This is a genomic window from Alteromonas macleodii (genome assembly GCF_903772925.1).
Lineage (GTDB): Bacteria > Pseudomonadota > Gammaproteobacteria > Enterobacterales > Alteromonadaceae > Alteromonas > Alteromonas macleodii_A.
Genome location: NZ_LR812090.1, coordinates 2,744,636 through 2,763,481 on the forward strand (window position 1 = coordinate 2,744,636; position 18,846 = coordinate 2,763,481).

General features: G+C 43.2%; 16 protein-coding genes and 1 tRNA gene. 8 read left to right on the top strand and 9 right to left on the bottom strand.

Annotated features, from left to right (window positions below; translation table 11 throughout):
• Nucleotides 1–151: 151 nt before the first annotated feature.
• From PCAR9_RS11910 to PCAR9_RS11920, 3 genes are all read right to left on the bottom strand, one after another.
• On the bottom strand, nt 152–457 hold the full coding sequence (locus PCAR9_RS11910; protein WP_159578112.1) for a hypothetical protein: 306 nt from the start codon (nt 455–457) through the stop codon (nt 152–154).
• A 179-nt stretch (nt 458–636) separates the two neighbouring features.
• The gene (locus PCAR9_RS11915) at nt 637–948 is read right to left on the bottom strand and encodes a hypothetical protein (protein WP_159578111.1); all 312 of its coding nucleotides are present in this window, start codon (nt 946–948) and stop codon (nt 637–639) included.
• A gap of 121 nt (nt 949–1,069) precedes the next feature.
• Nucleotides 1,070–1,516 (bottom strand): DUF6624 domain-containing protein, encoded by a 447-nt coding sequence (locus PCAR9_RS11920; protein WP_179983787.1) that lies wholly within the window; start codon nt 1,514–1,516, stop codon nt 1,070–1,072.
• Nucleotides 1,517–2,150: 634 nt separating this feature from the next.
• Between PCAR9_RS11920 and PCAR9_RS11925 the strand changes: the two genes are divergently transcribed.
• The 4 genes from PCAR9_RS11925 to PCAR9_RS11940 all read left to right on the top strand — a co-directional run bounded on the left by PCAR9_RS11925 (nt 2,151) and on the right by PCAR9_RS11940 (nt 7,502).
• Nucleotides 2,151–3,305 carry an IS110 family RNA-guided transposase gene (locus PCAR9_RS11925; RefSeq protein ID WP_179983594.1) on the top strand — a complete coding sequence of 385 codons (1,155 nt, stop codon included), beginning with the start codon at nt 2,151–2,153 and terminating at the stop codon, nt 3,303–3,305.
• 715 nt (nt 3,306–4,020) lie between these two features.
• Nucleotides 4,021–4,908 carry a hypothetical protein gene (locus PCAR9_RS11930; protein ID WP_179983788.1) on the top strand — a complete coding sequence of 296 codons (888 nt, stop codon included), beginning with the start codon at nt 4,021–4,023 and terminating at the stop codon, nt 4,906–4,908.
• Nucleotides 4,909–5,322: 414 nt separating this feature from the next.
• On the top strand, nt 5,323–6,858 hold the full coding sequence (locus PCAR9_RS11935) for an ISNCY family transposase (RefSeq protein ID WP_179983789.1): 1,536 nt from the start codon (nt 5,323–5,325) through the stop codon (nt 6,856–6,858).
• A gap of 89 nt (nt 6,859–6,947) precedes the next feature.
• The gene (locus PCAR9_RS11940) at nt 6,948–7,502 is read left to right on the top strand and encodes a DEAD/DEAH box helicase family protein (protein ID WP_232091183.1); all 555 of its coding nucleotides are present in this window, start codon (nt 6,948–6,950) and stop codon (nt 7,500–7,502) included.
• 236 nt (nt 7,503–7,738) lie between these two features.
• On the opposite strand, the gene PCAR9_RS11945 is transcribed toward PCAR9_RS11940, so the two are convergent.
• Nucleotides 7,739–8,758 carry a PDDEXK family nuclease gene (locus PCAR9_RS11945; protein WP_179983790.1) on the bottom strand — a complete coding sequence of 340 codons (1,020 nt, stop codon included), beginning with the start codon at nt 8,756–8,758 and terminating at the stop codon, nt 7,739–7,741.
• A gap of 97 nt (nt 8,759–8,855) precedes the next feature.
• On the opposite strand from PCAR9_RS11945, the gene PCAR9_RS11950 reads away from it, so the two are divergent.
• Both PCAR9_RS11950 and PCAR9_RS11955 read left to right on the top strand, forming a co-directional pair.
• Nucleotides 8,856–9,875, top strand: a complete 1,020-nt coding sequence (locus PCAR9_RS11950; RefSeq protein WP_179983791.1) for a helix-turn-helix transcriptional regulator — start codon at nt 8,856–8,858, stop codon at nt 9,873–9,875.
• Nucleotides 9,876–9,947: 72 nt separating this feature from the next.
• Complete coding sequence (locus PCAR9_RS11955; protein ID WP_179983792.1) at nt 9,948–10,676, top strand: hypothetical protein; 729 nt, start codon at nt 9,948–9,950, stop codon at nt 10,674–10,676.
• Between the two features lie 280 nt (nt 10,677–10,956).
• Here PCAR9_RS11955 and PCAR9_RS11960 read toward each other — a convergent pair whose 3' ends face one another.
• The gene (locus PCAR9_RS11960) at nt 10,957–11,280 is read right to left on the bottom strand and encodes a hypothetical protein (protein WP_232091184.1); all 324 of its coding nucleotides are present in this window, start codon (nt 11,278–11,280) and stop codon (nt 10,957–10,959) included.
• Between the two features lie 50 nt (nt 11,281–11,330).
• Between PCAR9_RS11960 and PCAR9_RS11965 the strand changes: the two genes are divergently transcribed.
• The gene (locus PCAR9_RS11965; RefSeq protein WP_179982529.1) at nt 11,331–12,524 is read left to right on the top strand and encodes an ISL3 family transposase; all 1,194 of its coding nucleotides are present in this window, start codon (nt 11,331–11,333) and stop codon (nt 12,522–12,524) included.
• A gap of 206 nt (nt 12,525–12,730) precedes the next feature.
• Here PCAR9_RS11965 and PCAR9_RS11970 read toward each other — a convergent pair.
• The 4 genes from PCAR9_RS11970 to apbC all read right to left on the bottom strand — a co-directional run bounded on the left by PCAR9_RS11970 (nt 12,731) and on the right by apbC (nt 16,461).
• Nucleotides 12,731–12,807: transfer RNA gene (locus tag PCAR9_RS11970), tRNA-Pro, on the bottom strand.
• Nucleotides 12,808–12,943: 136 nt separating this feature from the next.
• Nucleotides 12,944–14,380, bottom strand: a complete 1,437-nt coding sequence (locus PCAR9_RS11975; RefSeq protein WP_136782890.1) for an SLC13 family permease — start codon at nt 14,378–14,380, stop codon at nt 12,944–12,946.
• A 131-nt stretch (nt 14,381–14,511) separates the two neighbouring features.
• Complete coding sequence (gene dcd / locus PCAR9_RS11980; protein ID WP_179983793.1) at nt 14,512–15,105, bottom strand: dCTP deaminase; 594 nt, start codon at nt 15,103–15,105, stop codon at nt 14,512–14,514.
• Nucleotides 15,106–15,354: 249 nt separating this feature from the next.
• Nucleotides 15,355–16,461, bottom strand: coding sequence for an iron-sulfur cluster carrier protein ApbC (apbC, locus tag PCAR9_RS11985; RefSeq protein WP_179983794.1), 1,107 nt, complete (start codon nt 16,459–16,461; stop codon nt 15,355–15,357).
• A 108-nt stretch (nt 16,462–16,569) separates the two neighbouring features.
• Here apbC and metG point away from each other — a divergent pair, with 108 nt between their 5' ends.
• Nucleotides 16,570–18,597, top strand: coding sequence for a methionine--tRNA ligase (gene metG / locus PCAR9_RS11990; RefSeq protein WP_179983795.1), 2,028 nt, complete (start codon nt 16,570–16,572; stop codon nt 18,595–18,597).
• The last annotated feature ends 249 nt before the right edge of the window (nt 18,598–18,846 follow it).

Below are 18,846 nucleotides of genomic sequence, written 5' to 3' on the forward strand. Positions count from 1 at the left end.
GACGCAGCAGAATAAATAGATGCGTTCATCCATTTATTGTATTCAGCCATTAATATGAAATTGCTTTTCGAAGACATTCGTCCGCTGCTTGCGATTGTCATGTGCTTCCCCAAATGACCAGCGTTTTACAAAATTTGACATTGTTAGGTTGTCACGAAGTCTCTTTATGTAACAAGCCTTTAATTACTAATTCGCAGTTACCTTGATCTCTTTCAAATAATGCAATACTTGGAGCATAATAGACATTATTAGCGGCTTTTACTTGTAATAATCTTTTCGTTTTAGATTTGTTTCTAAGTTCGTCATTATTGGCGCTAGCTATTTCAACGTCGCACGATTGAAGTAACACTGTAGAAACTGACTCATCCTCAAGTGCTAGTACTTCCTCTATTACAGCATTTTTTGCTAAAGCGCTCGAAGAGCACAACATTGAAATTATAAAAATTTTCTTTTTCATTGAGTTAATATCCTTGTTTTACTCATCTAAAAATAAGTTTTTTTTGATTAAGCGCTTTTTACGAAATTTCTTGCTACAAATAGCACATAACTTACTAATATGGCGAAGCCGCGCACGTGTTTGCGTCCCAGCGAGCGACAGCGAGTGCCATAATTTGTTTGTTAGGCCGTGCTGATAAGTTAGTCACGGCTATTAATAAAACTTTGTAACTCATCTGAGAAGCCACTAATTTGTTTAGCTTCTAGAAGGCCGTCTGATTTCATTAATGCAAGTTGCAGCATAGCTTTAGACCTTGCATTGTAATCGAATATGTTGACGATACGTTTGTCGCTGTTTTCCATCAATTTATACAAATAAAGATATTTTGCATGATTTGAAAGTTCGGGATCATCGATTCCTTTACGCACATCGTCCAAAACTTGCTGGCAGCATTTATCTAATGCATCTGCCTTAACTTGTTTGAAGTGTTTCCAATCTGCCTCTGAAATCATGTTTTACCTCTATAGGCCTAAAATTAAGCTATGGGGCACATATGTGGTGCTATAATCGCGAAGCGGCCCCGCGTATGTGTCCCAGCGACGGCAGGGAGTGACTTAAGCGCGTTGTTAAGTCTCACTTACGACCACACATTCTCTCTGATGCCATATTCCAATAGGCTTGAGCTGTAGTCATTTTCATTTCACGCCTTCTATTATCAATATCTTCAATGTCCTGAATAGGAAATGGTGTGAAATCAGTGCCATCACATTTGCCTTGGGTTCCGTAAAGCTGTGGGCGATGAGTCCTATCATAAAGGTATGCGTAGTTAGCAGGATTAATCTTTCCTTCTAACGCTAAAGGGCGCATGATTTTAAGCATTTTGTCTTGAAACTCTTTGTTGTAGTCGGCATGTTGAACAATTATCCATGCCGCCTGCGAAGCATCTTTTCCGACCATATCGATAGTGGGCCAGCCAAATTCAGTAACAATTTCTTCGATTCTATTAGCTTGCTCTATGCGAAGTTTTTCGAAATCCCTATCAGTTTTTCCGTGTAATGTACTTTGATCCAGTTCCATCATCTGATTTAGTTCTTGACGCAGACTGAAGTAATTATCTTTAGCAAATGAAAAGTTACTTGTTAGGCATATAAAGACAATGAGATATAAATTTTTCATATTACTCCTCCGTGAGACTTAACTTTTAAATAAGGGGCGCAGGCATGTGGGGCATAATGGCGAAGCCGCCCCGCATGAATGTGTCCCAGCGACCGAAGGGAGTGCCAACAGCGTTTTGTTAGGCGTACAAATGAACGTACGCAGCTTTGCTGCTACCACTAGCCGATAAGACCACTTATTTAAATTATTGAATTTAAGATAAAACAACCCTGTGCGAAATGCCAGATGTTAACGACATTGCTGGATAAAAGAGCGAGTTTAGAAAGCTGGTGATGTTGAATATTTGCGTTGCGATATTGATGAAAAGCGCGTTGCTAAAGCCGTTGAAACATTCAAAAATGCAAGCTGTAAAGACAACCTAGCTAAACAACCTTGATGCTGTAATGTCACATCCGAATCACCATTTATTGCTGTGAGTAAATGACGCCTAGACACAATGACTCCCTGTAAAAGTGCTAGCCCCCGCATTTTCGTGGGTTAACTTTTCAGCCAGAGCCATAATTAGTTTGTTCAATACTAAATCAATTTGGAGGCTAGCATGAACAAACATAGCATGATTTTTATCGGGTTGGATACGCATAAAGAGTTTCATGAGGTTGCTTATTGTGAAGAGCAGCGTGGCGCGACGCCCGTTCATTATGGGCGTATTCCCTCGTCTAAGGTCAGTGTCAAAAAGCTAATTCGCCAATTTGAATCGAAGTATCCTGGCGCAACACTTCACGTTGTTTATGAAGCTGGACCGTGTGGTTACTGGATTTATCGGCTGATTACGAGCTTGGGACATCGTTGCTACGTCGTGGCTCCATCTCTTATTCCCAAAAAGCCAGGAGAGCGAATTAAAACCGACCGCCGAGATGCGCTTAAGCTCGTTAGGTCACTAAAGTCTGAAGACCTTACACCCATCTATGTGCCCGAGCCGGAAGATGAAGCGGTTCGTGATTTATCACGTGCTCGTGAAGCGGCAATGAAGGATTTAAAAGAAGCAAAGTACCAGCTTAAAGCCCTACTGCTGCGCAACAACATTCGTTATGAGGGTACAGCCAACTGGTCGAAGAAACACCTTCGCTGGCTCACTGAATTAATATTGCCTCATCCGGCCCAGCAAATCGTCTTGCAGGAGCAACTACAAACTATAGAAGAGCGTATCCGGCGACTGGAAAGGCTCGACAATGAGTTAACCCACCATGTGCACCAATGGCGTTATTATCCGGTGGTGAAAGCCGTTCAGGCGATGCGCGGTGTTCGATTGCTCGTTGCTGTTGGCGTGGTAGCAGAGCTTGGCGATTTAAACCGCTTCGACCATCCAAGAAAACTCATGGCATATTTAGGTTTAGTCCCCAGCGAACAGTCATCAGGCGGAAAGCGGCACTTAGGTGCTATTACTAAAGCGGGAAATGGCCGAGCAAGGCGTTTACTGATTGAGGGGGCGCACAGCTACCGTTATCCGGCTAACGTCTCTACTGAATTACAGTTAAGGCAGGAAGGCTTACCTAAAGACATCGTCGATATTGCTTGGAAAGCACAGCTGCGTCTGTGCAAACGCTATCAGCGCATGAGTAAAAAGGGTAAACACTACAATTTAATCATCACCGCGATAGCCAGAGAAATGGCGGCATACATCTGGGCTATTGCAAAGGAAGTGGTACTCACGCCGGTAAACCCAAAATTAAGACTAAGCCGAGTACCTGCATGAAAAACGAGTTTGAGCTAACACATTTGGATCAGGCCGCGGGATGTGGCACAACCTACGAGGGCGTTATGATGGCAACAACCTAACGGTTGTTGAACCACGAACCTAGACTGATGAGAAGGTGCTACGGCGGAACATGTAAGGTCAGCTCTGCTTATTTATTGAATAAGTAACCTACGAATACCAGCATAATAACCGACGACATTACTGCCTCATCCGGTGCGTTAGCTCATTTATTTTGAGTAATAAAGAATACTAATTGAGGGCTGAAAGAGTGTCAGGGAAGCGCTCGTTCAGGGTTGACAAAGGGAGTCATACCAACGCCCCGCTTAGGGGCAATAACACGTGGGCTAAAATTGGAGCGAAGCGACTGAGTCCACGTGTTATTGTCTCAGGGAGCTTGCGAACCTCCTAATTGATGCGTTTTATATATTTTCACTCATCGTATATTGAATATCATCATGAGGTGGAACGAACTGGAGTAATAAGCTATTTCATGATGAGAGTACTGGCACACCAATCACAGTTTTCCTGTACTAATCTCCCATCTACAGGTAAAGATGACGACTAATATATTACGTAAAACCAAAATAATTCCTCCGTTTAACTTTAACACGCTAGCCCACTCTGAAAGCCACCTGTAATATAGGGTAATGTGTAGAGCTAATTTGTCTTATATCACGTCAATTTATGCGAACAAGCATCTAAAGGAATAGCTATGGCAGCCAAATCAACTATCACTCATCAATATGATTTACAAATGACAGTCATAGACATCGTGGCATTGCCTGAAGAACGCTGCGTGGCCTTGAGTTGGAGCCAAGATAGTGGGTATCAATTTATTGCGTTACAAGAAGGTAACTTTGTTCCTCTTTCCTACACGATATCGTATGACTTAGAAGAACTCTCATGTGCTGCCTTGTTTAAAACTACATCTGGATTCGGCTGTGTATTCCCCGATAGTGTTGTTACCTATACGCTCTCAGATAGTCACTTTCAAACATATCCTTTCGCCGAACCGTTTCCAATGGATGCTGCAAACCGTTCAACGTCACCGGTAAAGGCTCACATGGATGAACACACTGGTACAATCCACGTAATTTTCGAAGATTTCTTTTATAAAAGACGAGGACGGTTTATTTCAAAAATAAGTTTAAATAACAACCTTGCTCATTATTCACCATTGTATGCTTTTCCGTTCAACACAGCTTGGTATCACGAATGTAGTGACATCTGTTTTGATAAAAGGCCTTTTGTGCTCGCCATTAATTGCCCATCACTATGGCACAAAAGAGAGCCGTGCCCTTCGCGATCAACGCACCTAACGGTGATCAATGATGATGGTATCTCTAACGTGACTTCGACTGAACACGGCCATGGGAGCTTTTCTTCAGATAAACAACACCTGATGGTTAAAACAATCTTCAGTCCCTATAGCATTCATTTTTATTCTCTATCGGGTGATAAAGCATTTGTTCTAAACTTAACACCCAAGCGGGTACTGGGAAACATTGATAAGAAGTGGTTGACACTCTTCGATAAATTTAACGACACTTTATGGCTTGCTCGCGATTATGATGTAACTCAGGTAAAGCTCTTGCGATAAACGCCTTACAATGCTTCGAACATAACTCTGCCAACTTCATTACACCGCTACGTTGGACTCAAATTAAGTAAAAATATGGGCAGTCCGTAAAAGGAAAGCTTTTATCGGACGAGTAAAAGTGAGTTATTGTGGCTATCTCGACAGACTCCATTGCCCCTGACGCGGTTATCTAACTGAGTTATGTCAGACGTCCGCTTTACGCTCATAGCGGCCTGTCAGGTAGAGTCTAAACCTATTCATAGAAACTGTCAGTTCAGATATGAGCTACTACAATTTATTATGTTAACACCAAGCGATTCTGTCGGTCTTTAATTACCACGCGATTTTGTCGCATTCACTAATTACCAAGGGAATTTGACGGTTATCTTTTAACCATGTTTCTTCTTTGCTTTTTGCATAGGAGAGACGCTGAGGATGATCATGTTAAATTCCAAAGCGCAATTGACTGTAGACGTTATTGCCAAGGTTGCTGAGCGCAAGATAACCATTGCTAATGCCGTCAAACTCCTGAATAAATCCAGACGTACCATTGAGCGTTACTTGAAGCGTTATCGTGAAGTCGGTATTCGTTTTGTGGTTCATGGAAATACAGGTAACGAACCAGTCAACAAAACATCAAATTCATTGAAGCAGCAAGTTCAATCACTTATCCGAGAGAAATATTACGATGTCAATCTGCTTCACTTGGGAGAGTTGTTGCAAGCCAACGAACACATTGAAGTAAAGCGTGAAACTCTGCGTAAGTGGGCGCATGATATTCATCATGTGAAACGTGCTAAACGCAGACGTGGCCGTGTACACAAGCGTAGAGAGCGTATGGAAAGCGTGGGATTAATGTTGCAAATGGATGGCAGCACACATCGGTGGTTTGGCACCCAAAAGACCTGTTTGATTGCCATGATTGACGATGCCAACAGCCAGTTGTTTGCCGAGTTTTTTCATGCCGAAACAACCGCTGGCTGTTTGAAGCTACTGCGCTCGGTGGTGGAGAAAAAAGGCGTATTTAAAACTTTGTATGTTGATCGCGCAGGTATATTCGGTGGACCTAAACGTTGCAACTTCTCTCAAGTACAGCGGGCATGTGAAGAGCTGGGTATCGAAATTATCTTCGCCAGCTCACCACAGGGTAAAGGGCGAATAGAACGGGCGTTCGATACCTTGCAAGATAGGCTCGTCCCTGAGTTTAGAATGCGCAATATCACTGATATGGCAGCGGCCAATGCGTACCTTCAGCATGTCTTTATCCCGCAGGTCTGGCATAAAAAAATGACCGTAAAGCCATCTACGACGGATTCTGAATATCAACCGATACCCAATCACGTCAATCTTGATGATATCTGTATAACCAAAGTGCACCGCAAAATCCGCAACGATCATACCTTCACTTACAAAGGGCAATTTTACTTTATTGAGTCACCCATAAAACACTCAATTGCCCATCAGAAAATCGAAATCAGAAACGTGATCGGCAAGCAGTTTGATGTCTACTTCGCAGGTAGAAAACTAACGGTATCACCAGTGATAGAGCCAACGAAAGCGCCGCTAGACAAATCCTATACGACGCACTCAGAAGACATTGAGATACAGAAAAAACTTGATGTACTGGCGTTGGCAGACAAGCTTGGCAATGTAGCAGAGGCGTCTCGTCTGAGCGGCGTATCTCGCGATACTATCTACCGACACCGAAAACTTGTGAAAGAAGGTGGTGCCGACGCGTTAAAGCGCCAAGAACCTCCGAGCCTACATCATAAGAATCGTACTGACAAAGCTACCGAGCAAATCGTAATTGAGTTCTCGCTAGCCAATCCACATCTTGGTCAAGTGCAAGTGTCACGACTGCTCAAATCTGAGCGGAACGTCACGATACATGCTAGCGGCGTCCGCAATATCTGGCTAAGGGAAAAGATGAACACTATGGCGCTGAGAATAGACAAATCATCTGTAAAGTAATCAGGATGTTGAAAATCGGACTTGAAACTGTATTTATATACAGTTACTTTAGGATTGTTAATTTTAATGATCCTGAAGGCGCACATGTTTTGAAATTTACGATGATATATGGTCCATCTGGAGTAGGTAAGGAAAGTGTTGCTAGGGAGCTGGCAAAAAGAAAAAACTGGCGATTGTTTCCACAGCATTTGGCCTTCGACATTTCGTGTGCAGTGATCGGATTCGGTAATGATGGCTTTGAGGCATATCAGCGTCAGACATGCATTGAAGCCTTCCAAACGCTGATCGATAACAACACCAATGGATTGGTGTTTACGTTTTGCTATGTTCACCCCGCTAGTAACTATTTCATTAACGACCTGCTTGAAATGTTAGAGCGAAACGACATTAGCCCTAATTTCATAAGATTATCTTGTACTTACGATGAGCACGTATGCAGAGTTATCGACGAAAGACGGAAAAACACCAACAAGATTCAGTCGAAAGAGTACCTTGACAATTATCTAGATAAATTTGATTTTTCAACTGATATACCAAAGGTAAAAACATTCCATTTAGACAATACAGGAATGTCTATTAAGGCAACTGCGGCAGAGATTGAACGCTACCTAGCCACGACTACGGAGAAAAGTCTATTGTCATAGCCTCAAACCGATGCTAATTTCAAAGCGTCAAAATCGCTTGGTAGTTAGACCGTCAAGTTCCCTTGGTTATCACACTACTACAATTTATTACTGTGATTTTCATTGCCTCCCCTTTCTCTTGAAAAATCATATTCAGTGTTTTAATGGGACGAGATGTTAGATGTCCGCTCTACGCTCATAGCCGACTTCTGTCACTCAAAAGTGCGGCTACGAAGTATTCCGGAATTCGCGACTTTCTATGTTTGATATAAATAATTATTAAGCACTTCAACTAACTCAAGTGCTTCACTTTTTGACAGATAAGGTATCTTTACAGTCCTAGCCCAAAAGAAAGTTTTACCCGTTTTTAGTTTCACTTGTGAAAAAGGCATAGCCAACATTCTGTTATCCTTCCGGTTCGGGGTAGGAGTCAAAAATTCTACATCTCGATACAGAGTTTCACTGTCTAGAACTTTAATCTCACCTTTTACTTTTGCGGCAGCAATTAAGCCGCACCATTCGTGCGAAAAGAAAACAATATCATCTACATGAATATCGTGAACAAAATTCTTTGCGTCACCATATGCTTCAAGACGACTATTATCTATCATCGACCAAATAGAGTTCTCATCCCAACGACGATTTGTGTCGAATATTACGCCTTTCACAACTCTTGGGTTTTTGTGTTGATCATGTGGAAGTGCAAAGAATTCAAAGTAATTTTCTCCAGCGAGTTCATAAAACCTATATGGTAGGTAATAAATAGAAATACCGTTCTTCTTCCAGTAATCAACGTGAGAAATTAGTGATTGATCGGCTGCACTGCCGATAACTAATAGATGTTGTTTATTGTTCATTTTTTCAGGCTCTAGTTCGTGCTCAAGGCCGAAAGCTTCTTTGTGAGCTTGAACTAGCGACGTTTCGTTTTGACTATGCCGTATAAATTTTTCTTCTAATTTTTGGTAGCTCCATTGACCAGCGTTTTGCATGTATCTTAGAGCTTGATTGACGGCGTCTTCCCCATCAGTTGAACGCTTTAAGCTAAATAATAATAATTCACCAATTTCATTGAGAGCATATATATCCGCTCCTACTGGCCGCTGTTTTCGCTGAAACGCAGGCATTAATCTAGCTTCTTCAAACAATACATCTAAAATACTACTTGCAATTAAGTTCTCTAGATTATCCGCAAGCTTTCCAAAACTCGAAAAGTCTTTGAACTCCAAAGGTTCTAATTTCTTAAAAACGGTGGCTTGTTCTTCTATTTTGTAGAGCATTTTTGCACTCCTTCGAATGATCATTCAGTAAAATAAGATAAGGTATAGTGATTACAAGGCGCGACAATATGTGTCGCACGTGTAAGGACGAATTGAGATGAGTCAGATAACAGAACGGAATACGCTAAGTCGCCAGTGGGAAATCTTGAGACTCTTACCTTCAGTTGGCGTAGGTATATCGGCCAGAGAACTAGTGAAAAGGCTTACAAGCTTAGGTTTTAATGTTTCAAAGCGTACTGTAGAGCGAGATTTAAATGAGCTGTCTCGACAGTTTCCCTTGCTCTGTAACGACAAAAGTAGACCTTATGGCTGGCGCTGGATGGATAATGCTTCGTTTGATATACCTAATCTCAGCATCAGTGATTGTGTTTCCCTGGCAATAACCGAAGAAGTTGTAGCTCCACTACTGCCACCCTCGGTTTTAAGACCATTAAAGCCACGTTTCGAATATGCTAAAAAACATTTGCAAGAAGCGAATAGAGATCATGCTCTTGCTCAATGGACGGATAAAGTCGCCATTCGAACACCATCAATGCCTTTACTCCCTCCAGCTATTGACGGACAAGTCCTTAACATTATCCAGAGTGCTCTGCTAGATGATAAGCAAGTAAAAGTTGTTTATTCGGGTGTTTGGGCAGAAGAGGCTAAAACACTCGTGTTACACCCCCTCGGGTTGATTCAGCGAGGTAAGATACTTTATTTAGCTGCCACAGCATTTAGCTACAGTGATATCCGTTTGTATGCGTTACAGAGAATAAATGCCGCTGAACAGCTGGAGGACAATATTGATAAGCCAGTAAATTTTTCGTTGCAACATTATATCGATTCTGGTGCTGCTGAATTTAGTTTGAGTGGTGACATTGCTTTTGAAGCTCGAATTCATCGTTCGGTCATCAACTATCTTTTTGAGACTCCGCTATCCCATGATATGAAGGTTAAAGAAACTAATACTGACTGGCTTAACCTTACTGCCACCGTCAAGGATTCTTGGCAGTTCAGATGGTGGCTACGTTCACAAGGGAGCAGTATTGAAGTGCTCGCGCCTACGAATTTGCGACAAACAATTAAAAATGAAGTCACCGCATTATCCAATTTGTATAAAGTAAATGATTTTTGAACGCTGCGACAAGTTATGACGCAGGTTAGATGTAAGTTTTGTGTTTAAGTTGAAAGGATAAAGGATTAAGTAATGACGAAGCGCCATTTAAATGAGAAATTCAAACAATTTGCATGTTCCCACTACGGCTGTGATGGTGGAAATTTAGATTCAAGTGTTTGGGTATGTGGCTTGGAATGGGGAACGGAGTTTAAAGACTTGGCTGATCTAGAAAAGGCAATGGAGGGACCTTTCAATGTGGGCAACTGGGATGGACAGGTACAAGAGCGTCTTAAATATCAATACAATAATAAGATTGCTTGGCTATACAGTTATCTCTATGACTGGGAACATGGGCATAAAGAACAAGCTGTTAAACACAAACTTATGTGCTCGGATGGCATTGGATTTAAGATGAACGCTTTTCCTATTTCTTTCAAAAATCGCTCCAGTGTATCTTGGGATAGCGATATGGCTAAGCTCATAGGACTGCATTCTTTCGACGTTTATATAGAATGGTGTATTTCACATCGAGGGCGTTTCTTTCAAAGCTTAGTAAAAAAACATAGTCCGCGAGTAATAGTATGTACCGGCAAAGGCTCGATGATGTCCTTTTTTCGCTTTTTCGACTGCGATTTGACCACTGTAGACGACGGTGAAATGTTCAATGTTGCGCGTTGCAATGACAATAACACTCTGGTATTTGTTGTCCCATTCTTTGGTGGTGCTTCGGGTATAAATAGCTTCGACAAAATGGCTACGCTGGCAAGTAATATATCTAAGTACGCTGATAATGCCTTGGGCTCAACCGACTGGAAGTAAAGGAGCATGCGAAACCTGAGTATACACTTTGCTTTTTAGGCCTCTGCCTTTTGCGATGGAAAGTATATCGCCTTAGGGTCTGCACTGCGCACAGAAACGCAGCAGGAAAAATCATGTAAACACGTAAACTTATGACATTTAAATATCTTTCAGGTTAGGTCTCAAAGCACGTGTGCGAGCTCTAGCTCAGATATAAGCAACTACAGCTAAACGCGCAATCTAAAAATTGAAATAAATGGTTTTATGTTTACTGGATGAAAAAAGGGCTGCAAAGCAGCCCTTAAAGTAGTTCAACCTGCTCAGGCCATTCATCAATTGCTTCGGCTGAAAAGTAACGATGTTTCGTTACACCGAAAACATTTTCAAACTCTCCATCATCGACTTCATCTGAATTGATAAAGCCAACGATTTGTAGCTCGAATAGTAAGAACAATAAGCATCGTTCAGATGGCTCGAAATATTTCTTCCTGAGCTCTTCTGGAAGCTGATTTGCGAGACCGTCTGAGATAACAAAACCATTCGTAACAAATTGCTCGTTCTTATGTTCGTAAACATAATCTAGGGTTTCTGGATTGAAAGGCTCTTCATCATTAACGGGGGACATCCGCATTCATTAAACTGATTTTGCGAAGAATCATTTAATGGAGAGTACAGATGTCCCACGCAGGTACTATTTTAGGCATAAGTGAGTTAGAAATAGAACGTGTTCATCGACATGATTTTATTGAAGTGTGGGCAAAGCCCACTAAAAAGCCGCTATGCAAGCATTGTGAGAGTCGACATTTACGCATAAAAGCCACACATAAGCGCACTGTGAAGCACACGCGCCAAGGTAATCAGGTGCTAACGCTACATTTAAAGGTGCCTAAATATCATTGTCGATGCTGTGGTCGTTATTTCAGGCACCCTTTTGTTGGGATCCGGCCACGCTACCGGGCATCGGAGTGCTTTCGCTTAGAAGTCTTTGAGGCGCATCACGGTGGTGTTACGCAACGTGGTATCTCTCGCACACATCGCATTAGTCCCACTACGGTAGAGCGTTGGTACCAATCACACATCAGCCAAAAATATAAAGAGATTATCAGTCGACCCTGCCCAGAGATGTTGGGGATAGATGAACACTTTTTTACCCGTAAGAAGGGTTATGCGACGACGTTTGTAGATTTACGACATCGTAGTGTGTTTGATGTAAAACTGGGACGTTCTGAATTAAGTTTACGCTCGTACTTGCGCCACCTTCCCAATAAAGAGAACGTTAAGCTCATCGCGATGGACTTATCGGAAACCTATCGTGGTATTGCCAAACGCTATTTCCCTAATGCTACGATAGTCGCTGACCGTTTTCATGTAGTGCGCTTGATAAACCATCATTTCTTAAAAGCGTGGCAGCAACACCATCCTGAAGGACGTAAGAATCGGGGTTTACTTAGTTTGATGCGACGACATCAATGGCATTTAAGCGAAGAGAATAACAGCAACCTACAACGCTACTTAGTTGACTATCCAGTGTTAAAAACACTGTATGAGGTCAAACAGAAGCTCATCAGGTATATGCTGTTAAAGACTATGAATGAAAAACGAATGGAGAAGACATTACCGAGGTTCTTAGACTTGCTTGAACAGTTACATCACAGTCCACTTCGTGCACTGGCCAAAACCTTAACTTCGTGGTTGCAACCTATCATCGCCATGTGGCGCTTTACACGAAACAACGGGATCACTGAAGGCTTCCACAACAAAATGGAAATGATATCGAGAAGAGCGTATGGTTTTAGAAACTTTGAAAATTATCGAATAAGAGTGATGACCCATTGCGGATGGGATGGTGTTATCAATCGTGTAAGGTGAATGCTGATCCCCCGTTTATGGGGTAGAGCCGAAAATTATCGAATAAGAGTGATGACCCATTGCGGATGGGATGGTGTTATCAATCGTGTAAGGTGAATGCTGATCCCCCGTTTATGGGGTAGAGCCGACAATTATTGGACAGTTTTGGGACGCTTATTTCGCGAGCAATCAATGAGCGGGGTAAGTCATTGAAAAATATGAGAAGTTGGTCGGTGTGAGAGGATTTGAACCTCCGACCCCTGACACCCCATGACAGTGCGCTACCAGGCTGCGCTACACACCGACCGAAAGAGCGAGTAAGTCTACTCAAATTTGTTCACAATGCAACGGAATTTAGCAATAAGCCTGTTTAAGCGCTCAATTGCTAACCATCTTTGCAAATTTCTGCATTAAAACACCTAGTTGCCGCTTTTTTGATATCAGGCCAAGGTAACGTAGCACACCGCAGTTACGACTAGCGCCACCAGCAGGTTCAACATTACTCCTTCTCTTGCCATGGTTTTAATATCGAACTTTTCAGTTGAGTACGCAATGGCGTTAGGTGCTGTTGCTACGGGCAACATAAAAGCACAACTTGCGCTAATGGCCGCCGGTATCATAAGTAATTTAGGGTCAACGCCTACCGCCAGACCTGCTGCGGCCAATATTGGCATTAGCAATGTAGATGTTGCTGTGTTTGAAGTAATTTCCGTGAGGAAAGTTACGAACAAGCAAATGCCCAGTACAAGTAGTAAAACGGGTAAGGTTGCAAGCCCTGTTAACCACGAGCCCATCAGCACACTTAAGCCTGAAGACATAAATGCTTTTGCAATACAAATACCGCCCGCAAACAAAAGCAACATTCCCCATGGGATATCGTTAGCAGTTTTCCAATCTAGTAGTTTGTCGCGGTTGCCTTTTGCGTCTACTTCACCGTTATCATTGCCGCTATTGGTGAAAAACATGGCGGCAACACCCGCTACGGCTATAGTGCTATCACTGATAGTAGTTACCCCTATCCATGCAGTCCAAAAAGGTCTGAATATCCACGCCATTGCAACCGTTCCAAAAATGGCAAGTACACGCTTTTCGGCTTTCGTCCAGGTGCTTGGTATAGGTAAATCGATGTTTCCCACTTCTTTTATACCGCGTGCTAACCATAAAGCCATAATCGGCACACCAAGGATCACAATGGGTACACCCGTTTTCATCCAGTCGATAAAGCTGTATTCAACACCTAGTGTTTCTTCATATACGCTCATGAATATAATATTCGGTGGTGTGCCAATTGGCGTGCCTACCCCACCTAAACTTGCCGAATACGCAATACCCAGAATAAGGGCCACGCCAAATCGCGGGTTATCTACTGCATTAATAATGGCGATAGCCATTGGCAACATCATTAAAACTGTAGCCGTGTTACTAATCCACATACTAAGTACTGCAGTTGTCAGCATGAAGCCCAACACCAGTTTAAGCGGGCTGCCGCTGCCTGTTACACGCAGCATGTAAATAGCAAATCGCTTGTGTAAATTAGCGCGCTCCAACCCTTTTGACAGCATAAAGGCAGCCATTAATAATATAATGACATGACTTCCTAACGCTGACGCAGCTTCACTGTGTGACAGCACACCAAATAGCGGAAACAGCGCGAAAGGTAAAAGTGAGGTAGCGGGAATGGGAAGTGCTTCAGTTACCCAAAGTATCGCTACAAATAGTGTGATCGCAGCAGTAAAGATTATTTCGCTAGGCTGATCTACAGCCCACAACCCCATGCCACCCAAAACAGCGGCAATAAGCGCGAAAAGAATAATGCTGTTTTTGCGTGTTGGCTTTCGTTGTTGAATATCTGAAGAAGGTTCAGGATTTGTATGCATTGCGCTTCCCGTTACTAATAGCTTTATTATAAGTGCCAGGGCAGAAACCCTGGTTATTGCTTTTATATTTTCTATCAGTAATTAGCGGGAAACGCACGAGGCTTTTCCAAAAAAATTGTTTTTAGGTTGTTTTACTTACTTTCGTCGTCTGACGAAATACGGCTGGCTACTGCACCGGCTTGATCCTTATATTTCGCATCAACTCTGGCGTTATAAGGTTTTTCAGCTGGGGCTGATAACACTTCAAAGCTTAGTGCGCCTATTTTCATCTTAGGGCGAAGCGCTAAAGGTAATTTACCGCTGTTGTAAAACTCAAGAACGATGTTACCAGACCAACCTGGGTCGATTCTATGAGCCGTCACGTGAACCATTAAACCCAAACGCGCCAGTGAAGAGCGCCCGTCTAGCCAACCAACGATATTATCCGGCAGCGTTACTGACTCGTGAGTAATGGCCAGTGCTAATTCGCCTGGGTGTAAGAAAAAGGCTTTACCTTCTTCTAGTTCAATTTCGTCGCTCATTACGTGGTCCAGCGCTTCTTGTACCTGCGCTTTTGGCCCACTTAAATCAATAAACGGTGCTTGATGGTCTTCAAACACACGAAATTTGTTACCAAGGCGGATATCTACCGTTACACCGCTAATCTGATCATAATTAGGTGTAGGCTCAATTTTTATTTTCCCATCTTGAAGATGTTGGTAGATATCGCGGTCGCACAAGCGCATGGTGTATTCCTCATTTCGTTAGGCCGCTATTATGCGTATGTCACCGCATGCATTCAACTGCTCAAAGGCTTGTTTTATCTGCTTTTGCGCAATTTTTATAAAGTTTTAGCGAATTTTAAATTTAAGCGCCAAAACTTGCCTCTATTTTTCCTTGGTTCAGCATCTAACTAGGCTTTAAACTAAACATTCAACACTATTGTGCGTCACCTGTTATTACTTAACCAAATCTCTTTCAATCTTTTTCCTTTTTCAATCTTTCCCAATAATGCCAATTGGGTCGCCTTTGATGTGTTTAACCGCCCCTTTGCGTGGCTCAACGGTAAGGGCTAATTGCATAGACAATGCCCGCGCAGCTTCACGGTAACTTTCACTTAAAGCACCGTCGGGTGAGGCAAGTAACAAAGGTGTACCTGCATCGCCATGCTCGCGAATATGAATATCAAGCGGTAGCTGTCCCAAAAGCGGCAGTCCGTGGCGTTCGGCAAGCGCCTCGCCCCCGTCTTTTGAAAACACATAGTCTTTGGTGCCGCAGGCTCTGCATTGGTAATAGCTCATGTTCTCGATAAGCCCGAGTACTGGCACATCGACCTTTTCAAACATGCTTATGCCTTTTTGAGCGTCGGCTAGTGCTAAGTCCTGCGGCGTTGTAACTACCACTGAAGCAGTCAGCGGTACTTGTTGCGCCATCGTCAGTTGGATATCGCCTGTTCCTGGTGGCATATCTACAATTAAGTAATCCAGCACGGGCCACAAAGTTTCATCTAGCAACTGCTTTAATGCCCTGCTTGCCATTGGCCCTCGCCATACGGCCGCGTCTTCCTGAGGCACTAAATAACCTATTGAGTTCGCCACCAGCCCATGCGACATAAGGGGCTGCATGTGCTTATTATCTTCGCTTTCAGGGTGTGCGTCGGGGTTGCCCAACATAATGGGAATAGACGGCCCATAAATATCGGCATCTAAAATACCTACTTTCGCGCCTTCTTGCATAAGCGCAAACGCTAAATTGATACTGGTTGTCGACTTACCTACACCGCCCTTGCCAGAGGCCACTGCTATGATGTTTTTAATGTTGGTGACCGGTGCTACTTCAGTTTCTCCACTGGCAACGTTTTGTTTAAACGTAAGCTGGTCATCGCCAAGCTTCCCTTTTAGCTGGTTAAGCGCTTCTTGTTTAAGCGTATCTAACTGTGTAGCAATGCAAAATGGCAAAGTAACCGTAACGCCTGCATCTTCATTTTCTGGCTGACTAAAAGCACACCAAGGTAAGGTATCGTCTACGTCTAGCGAGAAATACTTGGCTAAAATAACAGCAACCTTTTGCGTTAGCGGCTCTGCTTTGCGAGAAAAGAACATAAAATGCCTTACTAGTAGTAGAATTGTGTGAATTACGAGATGCAAAAAACGCGGTTTTCCGCTAGTATTTGCAGCCATTTTGAAACGCAAAGAATCAATAACGTCATTATGTCAGAAAAACGCCGAATTCTGGTAACCAGTGCGTTGCCATACGCAAATGGTTCTATTCACTTAGGTCATTTGCTAGAACACATTCAAACCGACATCTGGACTCGTTTTCAGCGCCTTCGCGGAAACGAATGTTACAGTGTTTGCGCCGACGATGCACACGGTACACCGGTTATGCTTAAAGCCCAAGAGCTTGGCATTACACCAGAAGAAATGGTGGCTAGAACCCGTGCTGAACACCACCAAGACCTTGTTGATTTTCACGTTGATTACGACAACTACTATGTAACCCATTCGCCAGAAAACAAGGCATTGTGTGAAGAAATTTACACCCGTTTAGATAATGCGGGCTACATCAGTAAACGCACCATTAATCAGCTGTTCGACCCTGAAAAAGAAATGTTCTTGCCAGACCGTTTCGTTAAGGGTACCTGCCCTAGCTGTGGTGCAGAAGATCAAAACGGCGACAGCTGTGACGTATGTGGCGCAACGTATAGCCCAACAGAAGTAAAGAACCCGCGCAGCGTTGTATCGGGTGCTACACCAGTACTACGTGAGTCTGAGCACTTCTTCTTTGACCTGCCAAAGTTTGAAGGCATGTTAAAAGAGTGGATCCGCTCAGGTGCCCTGCAGGAAGAAATGGCTAACAAGCTGCAAGAATGGTTTACTGAAGGTCTTCAACAGTGGGACATCAGCCGTGACGCGCCTTACTTCGGCTTTGAAATTCCAGGTGCGCCGAACAAGTTCTTCTACGTGTGGGTAGATGCGCCTGTTGGCTACATGGCAAGTTTCAAAAACTTCTGCGACCAAAACAACTTAGAGTTTGATGACTTCTGGAAAGCAGACTCAGAGGCTGAGCTTTACCATTTTATCGGTAAGGATATTACTTACTTCCACTGCCTATTCTGGCCTGCCATGCTAGAAGGTGCGGGATACCGTAAGCCTACTGGCGTAAATATTCACGGTTTTGTAACCGTAAACGGTGCGAAAATGTCAAAGTCGCGCGGTACCTTTATTAAAGGCCGTACCTACCTAGACCACCTGAACCCAGAATATCTGCGTTACTACTTTGCGTCTAAGTTGGGCGACGGTGTTACCGACATCGACCTTAACTTTACTGACTTCGCACAAAAAGTGAATTCAGACCTAGTAGGTAAAGTGGTTAACATTGCAAGCCGCTGTGCAAGCTTTATCACTAAGCGTTTTGACGGAAAGCTGTCTGAAAACGTGATTGAGCCAGAACTTATTGCTGAGTTCCAAAACGCATCTGAAAGCATTGCTGCACTTTTCGAGAAGCGTAAGTACCACCAAGCCGTGCGCGAAATCATGGCTCTTGCTGATAAAGCGAACCAGTTCATTGATAACAATGCACCTTGGGTAACTATTAAAGACGAGACTAAGCAGCAGTTCACACACGATGTGTGCTCGCTAGGTATCAACATGTTCCGTCTGTTGGTAATTTACTTAAAACCTGTACTGCCGGTACTTGCAGAAAAAGCAGAAGAATTCCTAAACGACTCGTTTGACTGGAATTCACTGCAAACCCTATTGAAAGGCCACGCCATCAACAAGTTTAAGCCGATGATGCAGCGTGTAGAAATGGAGAAAATCGACGCCATGGTTGAAGATTCAAAAGAAAGCCTAGCGCCAGCAGCACCGGCAATCGACCCAGACAGCCCGCTTGCTAAAGACCCTATTAGCGACACTATCTCGTTTGATGAGTTCGCCAAGGTAGATTTACGTATTGCACGTATCGCTAAAGCTGAACACGTAGAAAAAGCTGACAAGCTTTTACGTTTAGAACTAGATTTAGGCGGCGAAACTAAGCAAGTTTTTGCAGGTATTAAGTCGGCCTACTCGCCTGAAGCCCTAATCGGTAAACATACGGTAATGGTGGCGAACCTCGCTCCTCGTAAAATGCGCTTTGGCATGAGTGAAGGCATGGTATTAGCCGCGGGCCCTGGCGGCGACGAGCTATACATTCTTGAGCCGCACGAAGGTGCAAAGCCGGGTATGCGCGTTAAGTAAGCTTCAAAGCGAACATATAAAAAAGTAAGGTGACAGTCAGCGCTATTAAGCGACGGGGTGTCACCTTTTTATTTAGCTGTTAATAAAATTCTCTGATTCGTGAAGCACAATATCTTATAGATAGGTTCAAGGTACAATTCCACCTCCGCGCAAGCTCAATATTCCCCCCTTTCTAGAACTATTCAATTGGGTTCTCGCATTCAAAAGTTGGATGTGAAATATTCATCTATAAGGAGAATCTTGGATTCA